A 19256-nucleotide genomic window follows, 5' to 3' on the forward strand; every position below is an offset into this window, starting at 1 on the left:
GGGCGTTGGTAGAACGGCGGGAGGAAGGAGAAGACGATGGATCGTCCCCGAGTCATCACGCACAACAGCGCGGCCGTGGACGGCCGCCTTGCGCTCTCTCCGGGCACACCGATCATGTTCGACGAGCGCTGGCCCTCGTCCGGTCAGGACGGCTACGCCGACATCATGCGCCGGCACCGGCCGCGGATCCTGCTGGAGGGCAGTGGGTCGTTCGTCGCCGGCGGCCACGAGCCGCCGCCCCTGCCGCCCGCCGACCGGCCCGCCGCGACGCTGCTACGCGACTTCGTGCCCGACGAGATCGCGGCACGGGCCACCAAGGGCTGGCTGACCGTCCCGGACAGCGGGGGGCGGGTGCGGTGGACGTACAAGGAGTATCCCGACGAGGCGTGGGCGGGCTGGCACATCCTGGTCCTCGCCGCGGCCCGCACGCCGCTCGACTACCTCGCCTACCTGCGCCGCGAGGGGGTGCCGTACCTCGTCGTGGGGGAGGAGCGGGTCGACCTCGGCGCGGCGCTGACGGCGCTGCGCGCCCGGTTCGGGGCGGAGACCGTCGTCGCCACGGGCGGCGGCAGGCTGGGCGGCGCGCTGCTGCGGGCGGGGCTGGTCGACGAGGTCGAGGTGGAGGTGCTGCCCATGGCCGTCGGGGGGACCACCACGGCCGCCCTGTTCACCGCCCCCGACCTGGACAGGGAGGCCACGCCCACCGGGCTGCGGCTGCTCGGGGTGGAGGAGAGGCCGGGGGGGCGCGTCCTGCTGCGTTACGCCGTCGAAGAATCTACTTTGTAAAGGCGTCGGCGTCGTAGTGCGGGGAGCCACGGCAGAGCGGCGAGCAGCGAAAGGATCGACAGCAGCGGGACGCGCCACCACGGTGAGACGACCGTCGGCGGCGGGGTGGGCACGGCGGCCACCCAAGGCCGCGCGGTCTTGGACCAGGCCAGGAACGCGTCCCCGATGGGGAGCAGGCCGAAGGCGTACCGCTTGGTCCAGGGGGTGCCGAGCGGCAGCCCGGCCAGCTCGCCGTAGTTGGCCAGCGCGCCGGCGAGCGGCGCGTCGCCGTGGACCTGGGCGGCGCCCAGGGTGACGGCGGTCGCCGAAAGGCTGATCCCGAGCGGGAGCGGGCCGGAGTCGACGTCGCCGGGTCCGTCCATGCCGTGGGGGTATTCGCGTACGGCAGGGCCGAGGCCCAGGGGCGTGGCGAGGAAGCGGTCGCGGAAGCGGGCGTACTGCTCGCGGGCGAAGGCCGGGTCGATGTCGGCGAGGAAGCGTTGGATGAGGCTCTGCGAGCTGCCCCTGGCCACCTCGACGGGGTCGCCGGTGCCGGGGTCGGCCTGGTGCGGGAGCAGGCCGGTGCGCGGATCGAGCCGCCGCCGCACCTCCCGGAGCCACCGCTCGGTGGTGCCGGCGAACCGGGCCGGCAGCAGCGTGTCGTGCAGCCGCAGAGACGCGATCGCCACGGTGGAGTCGACCGGCCAGGCCTGGCCCGGGTAGGCGGCCAGATAGGGCGAGGCCGAGGCGCCGAACGCGGCGCCGAGGGCGGCGGAGTCGTCGGCGAAGCGGCGCGCCTCCGCCGGATCCCGCTGCCCGGCCGGTTGGAGGCTCAGTGTCTGGCCGCGTAGCAGGTTGGTCCAGCCGCGGTGGAAGACGCCGTAGGGAGGGGTGAGGTCCGGGCTGAACGGGGCGCGGCCGGCAGGGGATTCCAGGCGTGCCAGCGCCCAGCGGGCCTCCCGTAACGCCGCCGGCCGCTCGCCGGGCGGTCGCCGCATGCCGAGCTCGGCCCAGGTCAGGCCGTACAGGGCGTGCAGGAAGAAGTAGCCCTCGGGGAAGAGCCGCTGCGCGTCGTCGCCGGCCCCGCCGTCGAGTGCGGCGCGCAGGAAGGCGAGCTGCCGCTGGACGCCGGCCGGCTCGCCGGTCGGCCCTGCGGTGGCGGGCACGACGAGCCGCACCGCGCCGGCCAGCGCGCAGAGGCTGATCACGACGGCGGCCAGCCGGCGCGCCCAGCGGGCCGATCGATGTGCTCGTGACGGGGGCTCGGGCATCCGGTGATCGTATAGGCCGACCTCGGCGGCGGCGAGCCGGTTCGGTGGCGTCAGGCGTCTGGGGCGGGATCCGGCCTGAGGTCGCGCCCGGGCGGCCCTGGGCGGTGAGCGGGATGACGATCCCGCTCACGTCCGCCCCGGGCCTGCCCGCGTCGACCTCACCGAGGGCGGGTGCGTGCTGTGCCGTGGCGAACCGCTCGAGCAGCTCCCGCGCGGCGGTGAGACAGGCCGCCTACACCGGCTGGCCGGCGGATTTCAGGGCGTCCCGGAGGAAGTCCAGCTGAAAGCGCAGCAGACCCTCGACGGCCGCCTCGGAGGTCGGCATGTGCGTGGCACCGGACAGCGGCAGCACCTGGTGCGGGCGGCCCGCCGCGAGCAGCGCCGCCGACATGCGCAGCGTGTGCGCGGGCACCACGTTGTCATCGGCCAGCCCGTGCACCAGCAGCAACGGCCGCCGCAGCCGGGCCGCGTCACCGATCGGCGAGGAGCGGTCGTAGTCGTCAGGATGCTCGTCGGGGTGGCCGAGGAATCGTTCGCGCCAGTGCGTGTCGTAGAGGCGCTGATCGCTGGGGGCGGCGCCGGAGACGGCGGCGTGGAACACCTCCGGCCTGCGCAGCACCGCGGCCGCGGCCAGGGTGCCGCCGTAACTCCAGCCCCGGATGGCCACCCTGCCCAGATCCAGGGCGGGACAGTGCTCGGCGGCGGCGTGCAGGGCGGCCACCTGGTCCGCCAGCGGCGCCGACAGAGTGTCACGGTGCACGGTCTTCTCCCAGGCGGGACCGCGGCCGGGGGTGCCCCGCCCGTCAGCGATCACGACGGCGAATCCGGCCTCCGCGAACCACTGCGCCTCACACAGGAACCAGTGCCTGGCCCGGACCACCAGCTGCCCCGCGGGCCCGCCGTACGGCGCCATGAGCACCGGGAGCGGATCACCACCCGGCCCGTGCCAGGAGGGCAGCAGCAGCGCCGTGCGGATCTCCCGCTCGCCCACCCGCAGCCAGGTGACGCGCGGGGCGACGACCGGCTCGGCGTCGAGGGAGGCGACAGTGGCCACCGTGGTCAGAGGAGCGACGGCCCGGCCCTGACGGGTCACCGTGAAGGCGCGTCCGCGCTCGGTGTGTGCGGAGATGAGCAGCGCGTCGCCGGCGCGCGCGCCGGTGTGGACGCCCGGCCCGTCGCTGAGGCGTACGAGGTTCCGTTCGTATGCCCACAGGTGGGTCTCGGTGGGCTCGTCGCTCGCGGTGAAGAGCACGCTCTCGCCGCTCACGTCCAGCACCTCGCGGACCTGCAGGCCCTCCGGGGTGACCGGCCGGCCGTCCACCAGGAGCCGCCGGGTGGTGGCGGTGTCGGCCGTGTGGACGAGCGAGCCGGAGGCGGTCCGGGCGGGCGTGCCGGGGATCAACTCCACCCAGGCGGCGTCGCGCTGTTCGTGCAGGAGCGTGGTGCGGCCGGTGTCCGGGTCGGCGGCCAGGACGCGGAGCGAGCGCTGGTCGCGGCTCTGCACGCCGATCAGCGGGCCGTGCGCGTCCCAGCCGGCCGCGGTCACGTACTCGTGGGCGGTCCTGTCCCAGTCGACCTCGACGGCCCGCCCCTCCAGGTCGAGCAGGTGCAGGATCACCTCGGCGTTGGCGGTCCCGGCGGCGGGGTAGGCGATCTCGCGGGGTGGCCGGGCCGGGTCGGCCGGGTCGGCGACCCACCAGCGCCGCACCGCCGAGGTGTCCACCCGCGCGGCGAGCAGCCGGGTTCCGTCGGGTGACCACCAGTGGCCGCGCGTGCGGTGCATGGACTCCGCCGCGACGTGCTCGGCCAGGCCCCAGGTGATGTTCTCTCCTTCGGATACGGCGAGGAGCCGGTCTCCGCCGCCGGCCAGGTCGGCGACGTGCAGGGCGCCCCCGGTGACGTACGCGACCCGCCGCCCCGTGGGGTCCAGCCGGGGATCGGTCACCGGCCCGGCGGTGGGTACGAGGCGTGGTGCGGCGGTGGGCTCGGGGCGTGGTGTGGCGGTGGGTCCGGGGTCCGATCCGTCCACGGGCGGGGTGTGCGGGTCGTCCGTCGAGCCAGGCTCCGGGCTGACGTCCACCGCCCAGAGTGCGCCGTCGACGGCGAAGACGGCGGTGCGCAGGGCGGCGTCGGCCGAGTAGGCGACCACGCCGGCCGCGGTCTCCCGGGCCCGCTCGCGCCGTACCAGCTCGGCCTCGGGCACGGGCCCCGCGACGCCGAGGGTCTCCGGGGCGGCGAGCAGTCGCTCCCGGCCGCCGTCGAGCAGCCACAGGCAGCTCGTCCGGTCCTCGCCGCCGCGCGTGCGCAGGAACAGGACCCGCCTCCCGTCGGGCGAAAGGGTGAAGGCGCGGGGGACGCCGAGGGTGAAGCGCCGGGTGCGGGCAAGCTGGTGGGGGAGTCGGTTGGTGTCCATAAGGGGGAGCTTGCCCGTCTTATCGGTGAGCTCGTGGGGAAGTTTCGGGCCTCGACGCGAATCCTGCGGAGGCGGGCCGGGCGACTCGGCACCAGCGGATGAATCCTAGCACCGGTGTGACCACCGGACGTGCCAAGAACGTGCGAAGAGGACATTGGTACGTTGTCGTACCGGTAAGCCCCCGATGCAGCGAAGGATGGGTTCGTGCGCGCCCGAAACGTGCTGGTGATCGTCGGATGACCGTGCTGTCCTGGCTGGCCGTGGCGGTCTTCCTGGCCTCCTACGCGCTGATCGCCACCGAGAAGGTGCACCGGGTGGCGGCCGCGCTGGGCGGGGCCGGGGTCATGCTGCTGATCCACGCCACCGGAGCCGAGTCGGCGTTCTTCTCCGAGCATTCGGGCATCGACTGGAACGTCATCTTCCTGCTGACCGGCATGATGATCATCGTGGGGGTGCTCAAGGAGACCGGCGTCTTCGAGTACCTCGCCATCTGGGCGGCGAAACGGGCCCGCGGGCGGCCGTTCCGGCTCATGGTCCTGCTGGTGATCATCACCGCGAGCGCCTCGGCCCTGCTGGACAACGTCACCACCGTGCTGCTGATCGCGCCGGTGACGTTCCTGGTGTGCGAGCGGCTCGCGGTCCCGGTCGTCCCGTTCCTGATCGCCGAGGTGATGGCGTCCAACATCGGCGGCGCCGCCACGCTGGTCGGCGACCCGCCGAACATCATCATCGCCAGCCGGGGCGGGCTGAGCTTCAACGACTTCCTCATCCACATGGCGCCGATGGTGATCGTGCTGGTGGCGGTGTTCATCGGGTTGTGCTGGCTGATGTTCGGCCGCCGGTTCCGCTACGACGCGGAGCGGGCGGCCGAGGTCATGGTGCTGCAGGAGCGGGAGGCGATCACCGACCGGCGGCTGCTGTGGCAGTCGCTGACCGTGCTGGCGCTGGTGATGGCGGCGTTCGTGCTGCATCCGGTGCTGCACTACGAGCCGTCGGTGGTGGCGGTGCTGGGCGCGGGCATCCTGGTCGCCGCGACCAAGGTGACCACCGAGCAGGCGATCGCCGAGGTGGAGTGGCCGACGCTGGTGTTCTTCGCCGGGTTGTTCGTGATGGTCGGCGGCCTGGTCGAGACCGGCGTGATCGGGCAGCTGTCCACCGCGGCCGTGCAGGCCACCGGCGGGCGGCTGGAGACGGCGGCGCTGGGGCTGTTGGGCGGCTCGGCCGTGCTGTCGGCCGTCGTGGACAACATCCCGTACGTGGCGACGATGAGCCCGATCGTGGAGGAGCTCGTGCGGGCCGTCGGCGGCGACGGGCCGGGCCAGGTGCTCTGGTGGGCGCTGGCCTTCGGCGCCGACCTCGGCGGCAACGCCACCGCCGTCGGCGCGGCGGCCAACGTCGTGGTGCTCGGCATCGCCGCACGCAACGGCGTGCCGATCAGCTTCTGGCACTTCACCAAGTACGGCCTGATCGTCACGGTGGTGACCGTCGGCCTGGTCGCGCCGTACCTGTGGGTGCGCTATCTCATGTGAGCGGCTTGTGGAAGAAGCTGCAGTCGCGCAGGGAGCCGTCCGGGTCGGCGGCGTAGCCGGGGACGACGCCGAAGCGGGTCCAGCCGCCGGTGAGGTAGAGCCGCTCGGCCGCGCTGCCGGTCCGGGTGTCCAGGACCAGGAGGGTGACCCCGGCTTCGGCGGCGGCCGACTCGACGGTGGCCAGCAGGGCGCGGGCCAGCCCCCTGCCGCGGGCGTCGCGGTGCACCAGCAGCTTGGAGACCTCGGCCCGGTGCCGGGAGTTGGGCTTGCCCGCCAGGGCCAGGCTGACGGTGGCGACGATCCCGCCGGCGTCGCGGCAGACCCAGACGACGAGACTGCCGTCGGCCACCGCCGGGGCCCGCTCCTGCCACCAGGCGGCCGCGGCCTCCCGGTCGAACGGCGTCACGAACCCCACCGAGGCGCCGTCGTCGACGGCGTCGGCCAGGACCTCGGCGAGGCCCTTGACACTGCCGGGGAAGTCCTCGGCGGACAGGCGTTCGACGGTGTGCACGAGGGTGTCTCCGATCTTCGGGTCAGGGCAGGACGACCAGCAGCGCGTAACGCGCCGGGGTGGCGCCGAGGCAGCGGAACCGTGAGCCGCCCCAGAGGCGGAAGCGCAGGCAGTCGCCGGTCTCCAGCCGATGGGCCCGCCCGTCGGTGGTGATCTCCACGGCCCCTTCCAGGACCCAGAGGTGCTGCTCCAGCCCGGCCACCGGCGGCGCGTCGTAGGAGATGTCCGCGCCCGGCCGCAGGGTCCCCTCGACGACCTCGCCGCGCAGGTCCGCGTGTGGCGGGGAGACGGACCTGCGGGTGAATCCCGACGCCTGATCGCGCCAGACCGCCTGCTCGGCGGCGCGCACCACCCGCGGTGGCTCGGACTCGACCTCGGCCAGCAGTCGCGACATCGTCCGCTCGTAGACCGCGCACAGCCTGCCCAGCAGTGCGGCCGTCGGGCTGATCTCCCCCCGCTCCAGCCGCGACAGCGTCGAGCGGCTGACGCCGGACCTGCCGGCCAGCTCGTCCAGCGACCAGCCGTGCTCCGTCCGGAGCTCGGCCAGCCGGTGGGCGAGTCGTTCATCCAGAGCGGCCTGTCTCATATCTGAGACGATATCCCATCAGGGAGACAATCCTGAATGGTGCTCAGCGCCTGACGGACGTGCTCGGCGCGGGTGCGCACGCTCAGGACGCACAGCCGCAGGTAGAACCGGCCGCCGATCGTGGTGCTGGACAGGTAGATCCGCTGGGTGGCGTTGATCCTGGCCAGCAGGTCGCGGTTGGCCTCGTCGGCGCCGCGCAGCCGGAACACCACCACGGACAGGTCCGGCTCCCACGGCAGCTCCACGCGCGGGTCGCGGCTCAGCTCCCGGTGCACGAGCGCGGCCAGGTCCAGCTTCTCCTCCAGCGCCTCGGCGAAGGCCCGCACGCCGTGCAGGTGCAGCGGCAGCCACAGGCGCAGTCCGCGGAACTCCCTGGTCAGCTCCACTCCCATGTTCCCGAAGTCCGGCAGGTCTCCCAGGCGGTCCAGGTCCTGCAGATACTGCCCGTCCGCGGCGTGCGCCGCGTGCAGTACGGCCGGGTCGCGCACCAGCAGCACGCCGGTCCCGTACGGCATGAACAGGCTCTTGTGCGGGTCGAACGCGACCGAGTCGGCCCCCTCGATCCCGGCGAGCCTGGCCCCGCCGCGCCCGGTGAGCCGGAAGCCGCCCCCGTAGGCGGCGTCGACGTGGAACCAGAGCCCCTCGGCGCGCGCCAGGCGGGCCAGCTCGGGCAGCGGGTCGACGGTTCCCGTGCTGGTGGTCCCGGCGGTGCCCGCCAGCAGGAAGGGCCGCAGTCCGGCTGCCCGGTCGGCCGCGATCAGCTCGGCGGCGGCGCCGACGTCCATCCGCAGCTCGGCGGTGGCCGGTACGAGGCGTACCCGGTCGGCCGGCAGGCCCGCGATCCTGGCGGCCTTGGCGACACTGAGATGGGTGTGCTCGGTCACGTACAGGGTGCCGTCGCGGGCGTCGTCGCCCAGCCGGTCGTGCCGGGCCGCGACCACCGCCGACAGCGTCGCCAGCGACGCGCCCGTCGTGACCACCCCGCCCGCGCCGGTCGGCAGTCCGAACAGGTCGCACAGCCAGGTCAGCACGCTCTGCTCCATGGCGACCAGCGCGGGCGCCGTCTGCGCCACCCCGGTGTAGCGGTTGGCCGCCTGGGCCAGCATCTCCGCCAGCACCGAGGAGACCAGGCCGCCCGCCGGGAAGTAGGCGAGGTAGTTCGGACCCGCCGTGTTCACCCCCTGGCCGGCGGCCTGGCGGAAGGTCTCCAGCAGCTCGCGGAAGTCGCCGGGCTCCGCGCCCGGAGGCCGCCGCAGCAGCCCGGTCAGGTGGCCGGCCTGCCGGTAGTCGCTGGCCGGGGCCGACTCCAGCTCGCCGATCCGCTCGGCCAGGAAGTCCACCGCGTACCGGCCCAGCTCGGCGACCAGGTCCTGGTCGAGGTCAAGGGGGAGAGCGAGTCGCTCCTGATGGCTCGTCATCCGGACACGGTAGGAGCCGCCGTACCGGTGCGGATTGGACGTTATTGCACCGCTCGCTGGTAGAGGCCCGGGGTGGCGCCGACGATCCGCCGGAAGTGGCGCGACAGGTGCGACTGGTCGCAGAACCCGACGGACACGGCGGCCGCCGCCGGCGGCACGCCGCGTTCCAACAGCTCACGAGCGCGCCGCACCCGCAGCTGGGTCAGGTAGGCGTGCGGCGGCAGCCCGTAGGCACGCTGAAAGGCCCGCAACAACGCGAACGGCGTCGCCCCCGCAGCGGCGGCCAGCTCACTCAAGCTCGGCGTCGCCCCCGTGACGGCGGCCAGGTCGCGGAGGTTCGGCGGCGCCCCCGTGACGGTGGCGAGGTCGCGGGGGTCCGGCGTCGTGCCGGCCGCGGTGGCCAGGCCGGGCGGGGGCGGTGGGGCGGGGAGTGAGGCGTGCAGGAAGTCGCGGGCCCTCGCCGCGCTGCTCGGGCCCGCCGGGTGCGCCGGCCGGCCGGGCCGCTGGCTGCCGTAGGCGGCCAGCAGGCGGGCCAGCAGCAGGCGCAGGCGGGAGTCGGCGGTGAGCGGGTCGCCGGTCTCGGCGGCCCGGTGCGCCGCCACGACCGCGCGGGCCATCCGCCGGTCGGTGACCACCCGCCGGGCGAACGACGGGTGCGGGCCGGGCGCGCCGATCTCCTCGCCGATCGCCGCGAGCTGCTCCGTGCTCGGGTAGAGGACCCGGTACGTCCAGCCGCCGGGAGAGTACGCCCGGCCGGTGTGCACGACGCCCGGATCGATCAGCACGACCTCGTCGGCCCCCGTGAGCTCGACGCCGTCTGCGAAGCGAATCTCCTCGACCCCCGACTCCACCGCGCCGATCGCGAACGTCTCGTGGCTGTGCCGGCTGAAGCGGTGCCCGACGAACCGCGCCCGCATCAGGTGCAGGCCGCCCAACCCCTGGTGCCGCCAGTAGCGCACCGACTCCTCGGAGCTCATAGGCCTCACCGTAGGGGATCGGGGACCGATGGCATCTCCGGCGGGGCCCTCGATCCGGACGGCAGGGACGATGCCGGAGGAAACGGGGACAGACGCCATCCGGCATGGGATGCATGTCCTTCCTAGTTGCGACAATGTTGCAATAGCGAGGGATCTTCTTTAAGGTCGCTCGCATGAGGCGCGGACTGTCATTGATCGGGCCGATGGCCCTTGTGCTGGCCGCCTGCTCGGCCCCCTCGCAGGACGGGGCGGCGCAGGCGCGGGACACCGTGGTGCTGGGACTGGCGTCGGAGCCCGACACGCTCAACCCGATGCTCGGCTACGCCCCCGACGGCGGGTCACTGCTGTTCGACGGGCTGGTCCGCCGCACCCCCGACCTGCGGCTGCAGCCCGCACTGGCCGAGGCGCTGCCCGAGGTCGAAGGCACCGAGGTCACCTTCAAGCTCCGCCAGGGCGTCACCTTCCACGACGGCAGGCCGCTGACCGGCGCGGATGTCGCCTACACCTACGAGCAGGTGCTGAAGCCCGCCAACAACTCGCCGATCCGGGGCGACTACGCCGCCATCGACAAGGTGGACGCGCCGGACGCCCGGACGGTCGTCTTCCATCTCAAACATCCGTACGCGCCGATCCTGCAGCGGGCCACGCTCGGCATCGTCCCGTCCGGCTCGGACCCGGCGGCCACCGCCACCCCGGTCGGGACCGGCCCGTACACCTTCGGGTCCTGGACCAAGGGCGACAAGATCACGATGACGGCCAACGCCCGTTACTGGGGCGGAGTGCCCGCCGTTCCGACCCTGGTGCTGGCGTACGCGGCCGACGACAACGCGCGTGCCACCCGCATGGCCGCCGGCGAGTTCACCGCGACCGAGCTGCCGCCCAAGGCGGTCGCCCGGTTCAGGAACGAGCCGGGCGTCACCGTTCACGAGGCGCCCAGCGCCGACTACCGGGGGGTCATGTTCCCGCTGGCGCAGCCCGTGACCGGGGACCTGGCCGTCCGCCGGGCGCTCGGCCTGGCCGTGGACCGCTCGGCGATGGTGTCGGTGATCCTCGCCGGCGCGGGCGCCCCCGCGTTCGGGCCGATCGCCCCCGGCACCGACTGGCACAACCCGGCCGTCACCGGATCGGCCGTCCCCGATCGGCGCAAGGCCGTACAGATCCTGGAGGAGGCCGGCTGGAAGCCGGGCGCGGACGGGGTGCGGGCCAAGGACGGCACGCCCGCCAGGTTCACCCTCATGTATCCGGCGGGCGACTCGCTGCGCAAGGAGCTCGCGCTGGCCGTGGCCTCGGACGCCAAGCAGATCGGCGTGGACGTCCGGCTCGCCGGGCTGGACTGGTCCGCCATCGAGCCGCGCCTGGCCAAGGACGCCCTGATCATGGGCTACGGCACCCCGTTCGACCCCGACTACACCAACTACGAGCTGTTCCACTCCTCCTACGCCGGACAGGGCCTGTTCAACCCGGGCCGCTACGAGAACGCCCAGGTGGACCGGCTGCTCGACACGGGCCGGCGGGCGTCCGGCGAGGCCGAGCGGAAGAAGGCCTACGACGAGCTCCAGCGGCGCATCGCCGAGGACGCGATCTGGCTGTACCTGGTCTACCTGAAGCACACCTACGTCGTCCGGGGCGACTGGGAGGGCATCACCGTGGGCGTCGAGCCGCACGAGCACGCCACCGGCGGCCTGCTCGGCACGGTCGTGAACTGGAAGCCCGCCTCGTGAGGTGGCTGCGGATCGTGGCCTGGCGCCTGGCGTTCGCCGTCCCCCTGCTGCTCGCCGTGACGTTCGGGATGTTCGCGCTGGCCAAGGCGTCCCCGTTCGATCCCGTACGGCAGTATCTGGGGGACCGGGCGGCGATCACCAGCCCGCAGATCATGGCCGAGATCAGAGCCAACTGGGGGATCGACCGGCCGCTGCTGGAGCAGTACACGACCTGGCTCGGCAACCTATTGCGCGGCGACCTGGGCGAGTCGCGGTCGCTGCACCTGCCGGTGGCGCAGGTGATCGGGGAGCGGCTGGGCTGGACCCTGCTGGTGGTCGGCTGCGCGCTGGCGCTGATGCTGGTGGCCGGGCTGGCTCTCGGCACGCTGGCCGCCTGGCGGCGGGACTCGTGGCTGGACCGGCTGATCAGCGGCACCGCGTTCGCCACCGAGGCGGCGCCGGTGTTCTGGGTCGGCCTGCTGGCCGTCTGGGTGTTCGCCGTGACGCTGGGCTGGCTGCCCGCCGGCGGGCTGACCGACGCCGCCTCGGCGAGCGTGACGGTGTCCGGCCTGCTCGCCCACATGGTGCTGCCGGTGACCGTGCTGGCCTTCTCGCAGTCGTCGTGGCTGCTGCTGTTCGTCCGCGAGTCGGTCATCGGCGTGCTCAAGGAGGACTACGTGACCGGTGCGCGGGCCCGGGGGCTGCGGGAGCGGACCGTGCTGCTGCGGCACGCGCTGCGCTCGGCGCTGCTGCCGTTCATCACCATCATGGGGGCGCGGGTTCCCGAGCTGGTGACCGGGGCCATCCTGGTCGAGGCGGTGTTCTCCTGGCCGGGTGTGGCCGGCACCACGATCAAGGCGGCGCTCGCGGTGGACTTCCCGCTGCTCGCCGCCCTCACCCTGCTGGCCACCGTCGCGGTCGTGCTGGGCAACCTGCTGGCGGACCTGGCCTACACGGTGGCCGATCCGCGCGTGCGCGTGCTGGGAGTGAGCTGATGAGCGCGCCCCGGTACCGGCTCGCCGCCGCCACTCTCGCCCTGCTGGTCCTGGTCGTGCTCCTGGTGCCGCTGATCGCCCGGCTCGACCAGCAGCTCGTGGACCTGCGCGCCGCCTCACTGCCGCCGTCGCCCGGCCATCCGTTCGGCACCGACGAGGTCGGCCGCGACGTGCTGCTCCGCTCGATCTACGGGCTGCGCGTCTCGATGCTGGTCGGCCTGGTGGCGGCGGTGGTCAGCGTGGCCATCGGCGGCCTGGTCGGCCTGGTCGCCGGCGCGGCCGGCGGGTTCGCCGACCGGCTGCTGATGCGGGTCGTGGACGGCTTCAACTCGCTGCCGCACCTGCTGTTCGGCATCTTCCTTGTGGCCCTGTTCGCGCCCAGTTCCACCGCGGTGATCGTGTCCGTGGCGGTCACCCACTGGACCACGACCGCCCGCATCGTCCGGTCCGAGGTGCTGTCCCTGCGCGGGCGCCCCTTCATCGACGCCGCCATCTCCGGCGGCTCGTCCAGGCTCCGCGTCATCCGCCGGCATTTCCTGCCGAACCTGGCGCCGCAGCTGCTGCTCAGCACCGTGCTGATGATCCCGCACGCGATCTGGCACGAGACCGCGCTCAGCTTCCTCGGCCTGGGCCTCCCACCCCACCTGGCCTCACTCGGCAACATGATCAACGACGGGCAGCGGTCCCTGCTGGCCGGCGACTGGTGGACCAGCCTGTTCCCCGGCCTGCTCGTGCTGCTGCCCACGCTGGCGATCTCCGCGCTCGCCCAGCACCTGCGCGACCGCGCCAACCCGCGCTGGAGATCGGAGCTGGTCCTGTGAAGCTACGTGTCGACGGGCTCTCCGTCCGCTTCCACCTGCCGGGCGCGGAGGTGCACGCGGTCACCGACGCCCGCTTCGAGCTGCGCGAGGGCCGCTGTCTCGCGCTGGTCGGCGAGTCCGGGTGCGGCAAGTCCGTGATGGCGCACGCGCTGCTCGGCCTGCTCCCCGGCAACGCGACCGTCACCGGGCACGCCTGGCTCGACTCCCTCGACCTGGTGAACGCGCCGGAGAAGGTGCTGGCCCGGCAGATCAGGGGCCGCAGGATCGGGCTCATCCCGCAGAGCCCCGCCGCGCACCTCACCCCGGTCCGCACCGCGCGGGCGCAGCTCGCCGAGACGCTGCGCGAACTCGGCCGCGACGAGACCCCCGAATCGGTGGCCGCACGCGCCGGCCTGCGACCGGCCGACCTCGCCCGCTACCCGCACCAGCTCTCCGGCGGCATGGCTCAGCGGGTCGCCAACGCGCTGGCCCTGGCCGGCGACCCGCCGCTGATCATCGCGGACGAGCCGACCAGCGGCCTGGACCGTCCGCTGGTCGACGCCACCATGGCCGAGCTGCGCCGGCTGTGCGACGAGGGCCGCGCCGTCCTGATCATCACCCACGACCTGCGGGCGGCCGAGCAGGTCGCCGACGACCTCGCCGTCATGTACGCCGGCCGCGTCGTCGAGCTCGCCCAGGCGGACAACTTCTTCGCCGGGCCGCGGCATCCGTACTCCCGAGGACTTCTGGACGCGCTGCCCTCGCGTGCCTTCGCGCCGATCCCCGGCCAGCCGCCCGAACTCACCCGCCTGCCCGGCGGGTGCGCCTTCCAGCCGCGCTGTCACCTGGCCACCTCCCTGTGCCAGGAGCAGCCGCCCCTGAACGAAGTGGCCTGCCACCATGCTTGAAGCCACCGGTGTCACCCTCGCCTTCGGCCGCCACCGGGTGCTCGACCAGGTGTCGCTGTCCGTGCCGCCCGGCGAGGTCGTCGGCCTGGCCGGGCCCAGCGGCTGCGGCAAGTCCACCCTGGCTCGCGTGCTCGCCCTGCTGCTGCCGCCGTCCGCCGGCACCGTCAGCGTCGACGGGCGGCGGGTCGGCCGGTGGCGGCACCGCGCCCCGCAGCGCACCTCGATCGGCCTGATCTTCCAGCAGCCCCGGCTCGCCGTCGACCCCCGCTTCACCCTGCTGGACGTGATGGCCGAGCCGCTGCGCGCCGCCGGGCGCCCCCTGGCGCGGGCCCACCTGCTGGCCGAACGGCTCGGGCTCACCGCCGAGCTGTTCACCCGGCTGCCGCACGAGGTGTCCGACGGCCAGCTCCAGCGCGCCTGCGTGGCCCGCGCGCTCGCCCTGGAGCCGCGCTACCTGATCTGCGATGAGATGACCACCATGCTCGACGCGTCCACCCAGGCCCACCTCGTCGCCGTGATCGAGGAGTACCGCAACGCCACCGGCGCCGGAGTGCTCGCCATCAGCCACGACACCGAGCTCCTGCACCGCTGGGCGGGCGCGGACGTCCGCGCCTGGACGGCTGACGAAGGTCCCGGACGCATGGCCGGGCCTCCGGCATACAACGCCGGCGAGGGGGGACGTCGTCCTGGTGGGGGGTGACGGTGATGAGCAGGTTCGTCGTCGTGGGAGTGGACGGTTCGAAGGCCGCGGCAGCGGCGCTCGACTGGGCCGTGGACGACGCCGCCCGGCGCGGGCTCGCCCTGCGTGTGGTGCTCGTCCGCCAGCCGTGGGCCGCCGAGCACCCGCGTAGCGGGGACCACGAATCCCGCACCGAGCAGTGCCACCGGCTGCTCGACGCCGCGGCGGACCGGGCCCGCGCCCGCTCGCCCGGCCTGGAGACGACCACCGCGCTGGTCACCGGCGCGGTGATCGAGCGGCTGCGGACCGAGTCGGAGACCGCCGACACGGTGGTGATCGGCAGCAGGGGGCTGGGCGGGTTCGCCGGGCTGGTGCTGGGCTCGGCGGGGCTCGGCCTGGCCGGGCACACGCACGGCCCGCTCGTCATCGTCCGAGGCCCGGCGCACACGAGCTACGGCGAGGTCGTCGTCGGCTTCGACGGCTCCAGCGGCTCCGACGCCGCCATCGCGTACGCGCTGGAGCAGGCACGCGCGCGAGGAGCGCGGCTGCACGCCATCTACGGCAGGCCGTACCCGATCACCGCGCCCCATCCGGCCGGATTCGGGCCGCTGCCGCCCGATGCCCTGGACCTCGAGGAGCGGCTCTCGTCCTGGCGGGAGCGGTACCCGGAGGCCGAGGTGGTCGGGTCCGTGGTGCCCGGGCACCCCGCGCCGGTGCTGGCGGACGCCTCGCGCAGCGCCGACCTGGTCGTGCTCGGCTCGCGCGGGCTCGGCGGGCTCGCCGCCGCCGTGCTCGGCTCGGTGAGCCACGCGGTCCTGCACCGGGCTCACTGCCCGATCGCCGTCATCCCGACTCCGGATCGGTGAGCCGATCAGATCCGTACGGGGTCACAGGCCGTGGATGCGGCGGCCGGTGATCTGCGACGGGATGATGCGGACGTACAGCCGGCGGTCGCCGCCCGCCCACGGGCTCACGTCCGAGCCGGTCAGCGCGGCCGCCTCCTCCGGCGACACGTGGTGCGCCGGGCCCTGTACGAGGACGCTCCAGCCGTCGCGCTGTGCCTCGTCGATCCGGTCCACCTCGAAGCCCACCTTGATCTCCACTCCTTGGACGCCGGTGCACAGGTCCTGATCCATCGGGCCGCCCACGGCGGTGCGGAACAGGATGGCGCCCTCGTGCAGCTTGAAGTTGACGGGCAGCACCGTGGGGCCGTGCGAGCCGTTGAACGCCACCCGGCCGATGCCGCCCGGCGCGATCAGGCGCAGGCACTCCTGTTCGTCCAGCTTCTCCAGCACCGGCGCAGCCGCCGCGGGGCCGCGCCCCGGAGGACGGTCGACGGCGCCGCCGAGCAACTCGTCGACCGTCGTCTCCAGCGCTCCGGCGAGGCGGGCGACGGCGTCGGTGCTGGGACTGCCGATGCTCTCCTCCAGATATTCGACGTAGCCGGGAGAGACGGCCGCCCGTTCGGCGACCTGGTCGCGGGTGAGTCCGAGGCGCTCGCGGTGATAGGCGATGCGGCGCCCGAGATCGCCGGTGCCGGTCATGTTCATTCCCCCTTGTCCGAAGGTGACGATGCGGCTCCTGCCACGCGTCGCTGTCTCGCCGTCCACGACCACCTCGCCGTCACGGGCTTCGATCACGTACGGCACCCCGCGCACCTGGAGGTTCAGCGCCACGGCGCCGCACCCGTCCGGCAGCGTCGGATCCACCCAGAGGCCGTCACCCCGCAGTTCCAGGCCCAGGTAGCGGCGCTGGAGCAGTTCGAGCGTGCCGGCCATGGCGCCGAGGTGGACGCCCTCCTGCGTGGTGCCGCCCTGCACGTCCCTGATGTCGCTCATCAGCGCCTCGCCGAACAGCTTCCCGAACTGCTCGTGACCGGCGCCGGCCAGCACCTGGGAGTGCACGACGGCGCTGAGCGTGGAGCCGTGGCTGGTCCGCTCCAGGTAGTAGTGGATCGTGCGCGGGATCAGGTCCGGCTTGGCCGGGTAGCCGAGCCGGTCGAGGATCGCGTGCAGCTCACCGGGGCCGAACAGGTAGCACAGCATCAGCGTGTCGGCCTGCTTGGCGGCCTTGTAGCGGTTGACGTCGTCGCCGTGCGCCTCCAGGGCCCGGTCCAGCCTGCGCACCCCCCGGTAGCGCTCCCAGTCCAGCTCGGCCAGGTCCGCGTAGCCGCTGAACTGGCTGATCACGCCGTCGTGGAAGTCGACCCGCATGCGCCGGCTGATGTCCTCCCAGCGCCCGGCCTCGTGCTCGGCCACGCCGGTCGCCAGGTGGCGCAGCTCCAGGGCACGCGTCAGCAGCCAGACGGTCATGACGTTGGTGTAGGCGTTGTTGTCCAGGCCGGGGGAGGAAGCGCCCGGATAGCCGGTGTGGTACTCGTCGGGCCCCATCACGCCGCGGATCTCGTACCGGCCCGAAGCCTCGTCGAGGACGGCGAGCGAGGCGAAGAACCGCGCGATGTCGATCAGCATCTCCACGCACCACGGCGGCGAGGAGCCGGTGGCCAGGCGGTGCTGCCACACGTTGTAGGCGATGGCCAGGCCGACGTGCCGCTGCAGGTGGGAGGTGTCCGGCAGCCAGCGGCCCGAGGCCGGGTTGAGGTGCAGGGTCTGCGTCTCCTCGCGTCCGTCACTGCCGCTCTGCCAGGGGAACATCGCGCCGTCGAACCCCTCGGCGCGGGCGGCGGCCCTGGCCTCCGGCAGGCGCCGCCACCGGTAGCGCAGCGGGCCGACGGAGATCTCGGGGAAGCGCAGGTTCAGCCACGGCAGCACGAACAGCTCGTCCCAGAACACGTGCCCGCGGTACGCCTCGCCGTGCAATCCCCGGGCGGGCACCCCGACGTCGAGGTCGGCGGTGTGCGGGGACAGCGTCTGCAGCAGGTGGAAGATGTGCAGGTGGACGATCCGCGCGAGCTCCGGGTCGGTGAAATCCATCCGGGCCCGCTGCCACAGGCCCTCCCACGCGGCGGCGTGCCGGGCCAGGAGCCGGTCGAAGCCGGGGGCCAGCCGGGCCTGACGCAGGGCGGCGGAGCACGGGTCATGGATGGCGTGGTCGCGCGAGGTGACCAGCGCCACCACCTTCGCCACCGTCTCCGGCCCCTCCTGAACGAGGTCGAGCACCAGGTCGGAGGTGATGACGGTCCGTTCGGCGGTCACCTCCGCCCGCCCCGGCGCGTCCATGCGGGCCGCCAGCGCGACGGTGATCCGCGAGGAGCGGGTCAGCGCGGTGAGCCAGGTGAGGCCGTCGCACGTGCCGGTGGCGTGCCCGGTCAGGTGGTCGCCGCGCAGGTCCCGGTAGCGGGCCACGCCCCGGTTGGCGACGTCGCCGTGCAGGGCGGCGCGCACCCGCAGCGGGCCGGACCAGTTCTCGGCGGTGAAGGTGGTCTCCAGCGCCGCCAGCAGGGGATCGGCCATGGACACCAGCCGCCGCTGGCTGACCCGGGTGACGCGGCCCGCCTCGTCACGCCGGCGCAGCGTGCGCCGCAGCACCCCGTGGCGCAGGTCGAGCTCCTGCCGGTAGTCCAGCAGGCCGGGCCGCTCGGGACGGAAGAAGTCGCAGCCGGGCGTGGCGAAGGTCAGCGGCAGCCAGTCGGGCAGGTTGACGAGGTCCTCGTTGGTCACCGTCCGGCCGGCGATCGGCGAGGTCAGCCGGTCATAGCAGCCGGCGGCGTAGGTGCCGGGGGCGCGCACCAGCCCGTCAGGGGTGGCTCCGCGGGTGGCGAACCGGCCGTTGCCGAGCGTGCACAGCGCCTCCCGGAGGCTCTCGGAGCCGGGGTCGAAGCCGTCGTAGGACAGGGTCCAGGCGTTCATCGCGGTCCCACGGGAACCCGTCCGGTGACCGACAGCTCCGCCAGGTCGGTGACGACGGCGTCGGCTCCGGCGGCGGTCATCGCCGCAGCCTGCGTCCGCGAACGGTCCACCGCCACCACGAACCCGAAGCCGCCCCGGCGACCGGCCGCCACGCCGGGCAGCGCGTCCTCCACGATCGCCACCTCGGCGGCGGGCACCCCCAGGCGGCGCGCGGCCTCCGCGAACAGCGCCGGGTCGGGCTTGCCCGGCAGGCCGAGCCGGGCCGCGTCGTTCCCGTCGACCAGCGCGTCGAACAGGTGGATCAGGCCCGAGGAGGAGATGACGGAGTGGCAGTGGCGGCTCGCCGACACCACGGCGGTGCGGCAGCCGCGGCGGCGCAGCTCGTGCAGCAGCGCGACCGTCGAGGGGAAGGCGGCCACCCCGTGCTCGGCGATCTGCCGCACGAACAGCTCGTCCTTGACCATGCCGAGCCCGTGCACGGTCGGCGCGCCCGGCTCGTCGTCCGGCCCGCCCTCCGGCAGGCAGATGCCGCGGGAGGCGAGGAAGGTGCGCACACCGTCCAGGCGTGGCCGCCCGTCCACGTGACGCAGGTAGTCGGCTCGGATGTCGAACGGTGCGGAACGGCCGCGCAGGAAGGTGTCGAAGGTGTGCTTCCAGGCGGCCGCGTGCACCCGTGCCGTGTCGGTGACCACGCCGTCGGTGTCGAACACCACGGCGCGCAGGCTGGACAGATCGATGGCGGCCATGGAAGGGACGCTACCCAGGCGATCCCCCGCCATCCACGGTCGTCGGACTCACCTTGACGGGACCTCCGGCCCTGCCCGTGCCCGCGCGGGCCGCGGTCCGATGGAGCCGGGAACCAGACGTCGGCGACCCAGGTCGAGGACGGGCCTGA

16 protein-coding genes are annotated in these 19256 nt (G+C 73.8%); 8 read left to right on the forward strand and 8 right to left on the reverse strand.

Annotated features, from left to right (window positions below):
• The first annotated feature begins 36 nt into the window (after window positions 1-36).
• Entirely contained in the window at window positions 37-786 is a 750-nt protein-coding gene (locus ACTMTF_RS06465) for a dihydrofolate reductase family protein (RefSeq protein WP_441109675.1), read from the forward strand.
• On the opposite strand, the gene ACTMTF_RS06470 is transcribed toward ACTMTF_RS06465, so the two are convergent.
• Both ACTMTF_RS06470 and ACTMTF_RS06475 read right to left on the reverse strand, forming a co-directional pair.
• Entirely contained in the window at window positions 759-2036 is a 1278-nt protein-coding gene (locus ACTMTF_RS06470; RefSeq protein WP_441109676.1) for a hypothetical protein, read from the reverse strand. The genes ACTMTF_RS06465 and ACTMTF_RS06470 overlap by 28 nt on opposite strands.
• 232 nt (window positions 2037-2268) lie before the next feature.
• Window positions 2269-4449, reverse strand: coding sequence for a prolyl oligopeptidase family serine peptidase (locus ACTMTF_RS06475; RefSeq protein WP_441109677.1), 2181 nt, complete (start codon window positions 4447-4449; stop codon window positions 2269-2271).
• 236 nt (window positions 4450-4685) lie between these two features.
• Here ACTMTF_RS06475 and ACTMTF_RS06480 point away from each other — a divergent pair, with 236 nt between their 5' ends.
• A complete protein-coding gene (locus ACTMTF_RS06480) occupies window positions 4686-5978 on the forward strand; it encodes an ArsB/NhaD family transporter (RefSeq protein WP_441109678.1) in 1293 nt (430 codons plus the stop codon).
• Here ACTMTF_RS06480 and ACTMTF_RS06485 read toward each other — a convergent pair.
• From ACTMTF_RS06485 to ACTMTF_RS06500, 4 genes are read right to left on the reverse strand one after another with little or no spacing between them, the layout of a single operon-like run.
• Window positions 5971-6489 (reverse strand): N-acetyltransferase family protein, encoded by a 519-nt coding sequence (locus tag ACTMTF_RS06485; protein ID WP_441109679.1) that lies wholly within the window; start codon window positions 6487-6489, stop codon window positions 5971-5973. The genes ACTMTF_RS06480 and ACTMTF_RS06485 overlap by 8 nt on opposite strands.
• A gap of 22 nt (window positions 6490-6511) precedes the next feature.
• Window positions 6512-7075: a helix-turn-helix domain-containing protein gene (locus ACTMTF_RS06490; protein ID WP_441109680.1), complete on the reverse strand. Its 564-nt coding sequence runs from the start codon at window positions 7073-7075 to the stop codon at window positions 6512-6514.
• Complete coding sequence (locus ACTMTF_RS06495; protein WP_441109681.1) at window positions 7072-8493, reverse strand: pyridoxal phosphate-dependent decarboxylase family protein; 1422 nt, start codon at window positions 8491-8493, stop codon at window positions 7072-7074. Before ACTMTF_RS06495 ends, ACTMTF_RS06490 begins: the two co-directional genes overlap by 4 nt.
• Before the next feature lie 41 nt (window positions 8494-8534).
• On the reverse strand, window positions 8535-9470 hold the full coding sequence (locus ACTMTF_RS06500) for an AraC family transcriptional regulator (RefSeq protein WP_441109682.1): 936 nt from the start codon (window positions 9468-9470) through the stop codon (window positions 8535-8537).
• A 173-nt stretch (window positions 9471-9643) separates the two neighbouring features.
• On the opposite strand from ACTMTF_RS06500, the gene ACTMTF_RS06505 reads away from it, so the two are divergent.
• Genes ACTMTF_RS06505 through ACTMTF_RS06530 form a run of 6 tightly spaced genes read left to right on the forward strand, consistent with a single transcriptional unit; the run spans window position 9644 to window position 15418 of the window.
• Window positions 9644-11191, forward strand: a complete 1548-nt coding sequence (locus ACTMTF_RS06505; protein ID WP_441109683.1) for an ABC transporter substrate-binding protein — start codon at window positions 9644-9646, stop codon at window positions 11189-11191.
• Between the two features lie 14 nt (window positions 11192-11205).
• Complete coding sequence (locus ACTMTF_RS06510; RefSeq protein ID WP_441109684.1) at window positions 11206-12165, forward strand: ABC transporter permease; 960 nt, start codon at window positions 11206-11208, stop codon at window positions 12163-12165.
• A complete protein-coding gene (locus tag ACTMTF_RS06515) occupies window positions 12165-12986 on the forward strand; it encodes an ABC transporter permease (RefSeq protein ID WP_441109685.1) in 822 nt (273 codons plus the stop codon). Before ACTMTF_RS06510 ends, ACTMTF_RS06515 begins: the two co-directional genes overlap by 1 nt.
• Window positions 12983-13873: an ABC transporter ATP-binding protein gene (locus tag ACTMTF_RS06520; RefSeq protein WP_441109686.1), complete on the forward strand. Its 891-nt coding sequence runs from the start codon at window positions 12983-12985 to the stop codon at window positions 13871-13873. Before ACTMTF_RS06515 ends, ACTMTF_RS06520 begins: the two co-directional genes overlap by 4 nt.
• Window positions 13866-14573: an ABC transporter ATP-binding protein gene (locus tag ACTMTF_RS06525; RefSeq protein ID WP_441109687.1), complete on the forward strand. Its 708-nt coding sequence runs from the start codon at window positions 13866-13868 to the stop codon at window positions 14571-14573. Before ACTMTF_RS06520 ends, ACTMTF_RS06525 begins: the two co-directional genes overlap by 8 nt.
• Before the next feature lie 5 nt (window positions 14574-14578).
• Entirely contained in the window at window positions 14579-15418 is an 840-nt protein-coding gene (locus tag ACTMTF_RS06530; protein ID WP_441109688.1) for a universal stress protein, read from the forward strand.
• Window positions 15419-15439: 21 nt separating this feature from the next.
• Here the strand turns inward: ACTMTF_RS06530 and ACTMTF_RS06535 are convergent, their stop codons facing one another.
• Both ACTMTF_RS06535 and ACTMTF_RS06540 read right to left on the reverse strand, forming a co-directional pair.
• Window positions 15440-18361: a pyridoxamine 5'-phosphate oxidase family protein gene (locus ACTMTF_RS06535; RefSeq protein ID WP_441109689.1), complete on the reverse strand. Its 2922-nt coding sequence runs from the start codon at window positions 18359-18361 to the stop codon at window positions 15440-15442.
• Window positions 18358-19107 (reverse strand): HAD family hydrolase, encoded by a 750-nt coding sequence (locus ACTMTF_RS06540; RefSeq protein ID WP_441109690.1) that lies wholly within the window; start codon window positions 19105-19107, stop codon window positions 18358-18360. The genes ACTMTF_RS06535 and ACTMTF_RS06540 overlap by 4 nt, the downstream gene beginning before the upstream one ends.
• Between the last annotated feature and the right edge of the window lie 149 nt (window positions 19108-19256).

Source organism: Nonomuraea sp. ZG12, from assembly GCF_052068115.1.
In the GTDB taxonomy this organism is placed as follows: Bacteria; Actinomycetota; Actinomycetes; order Streptosporangiales; family Streptosporangiaceae; genus Nonomuraea.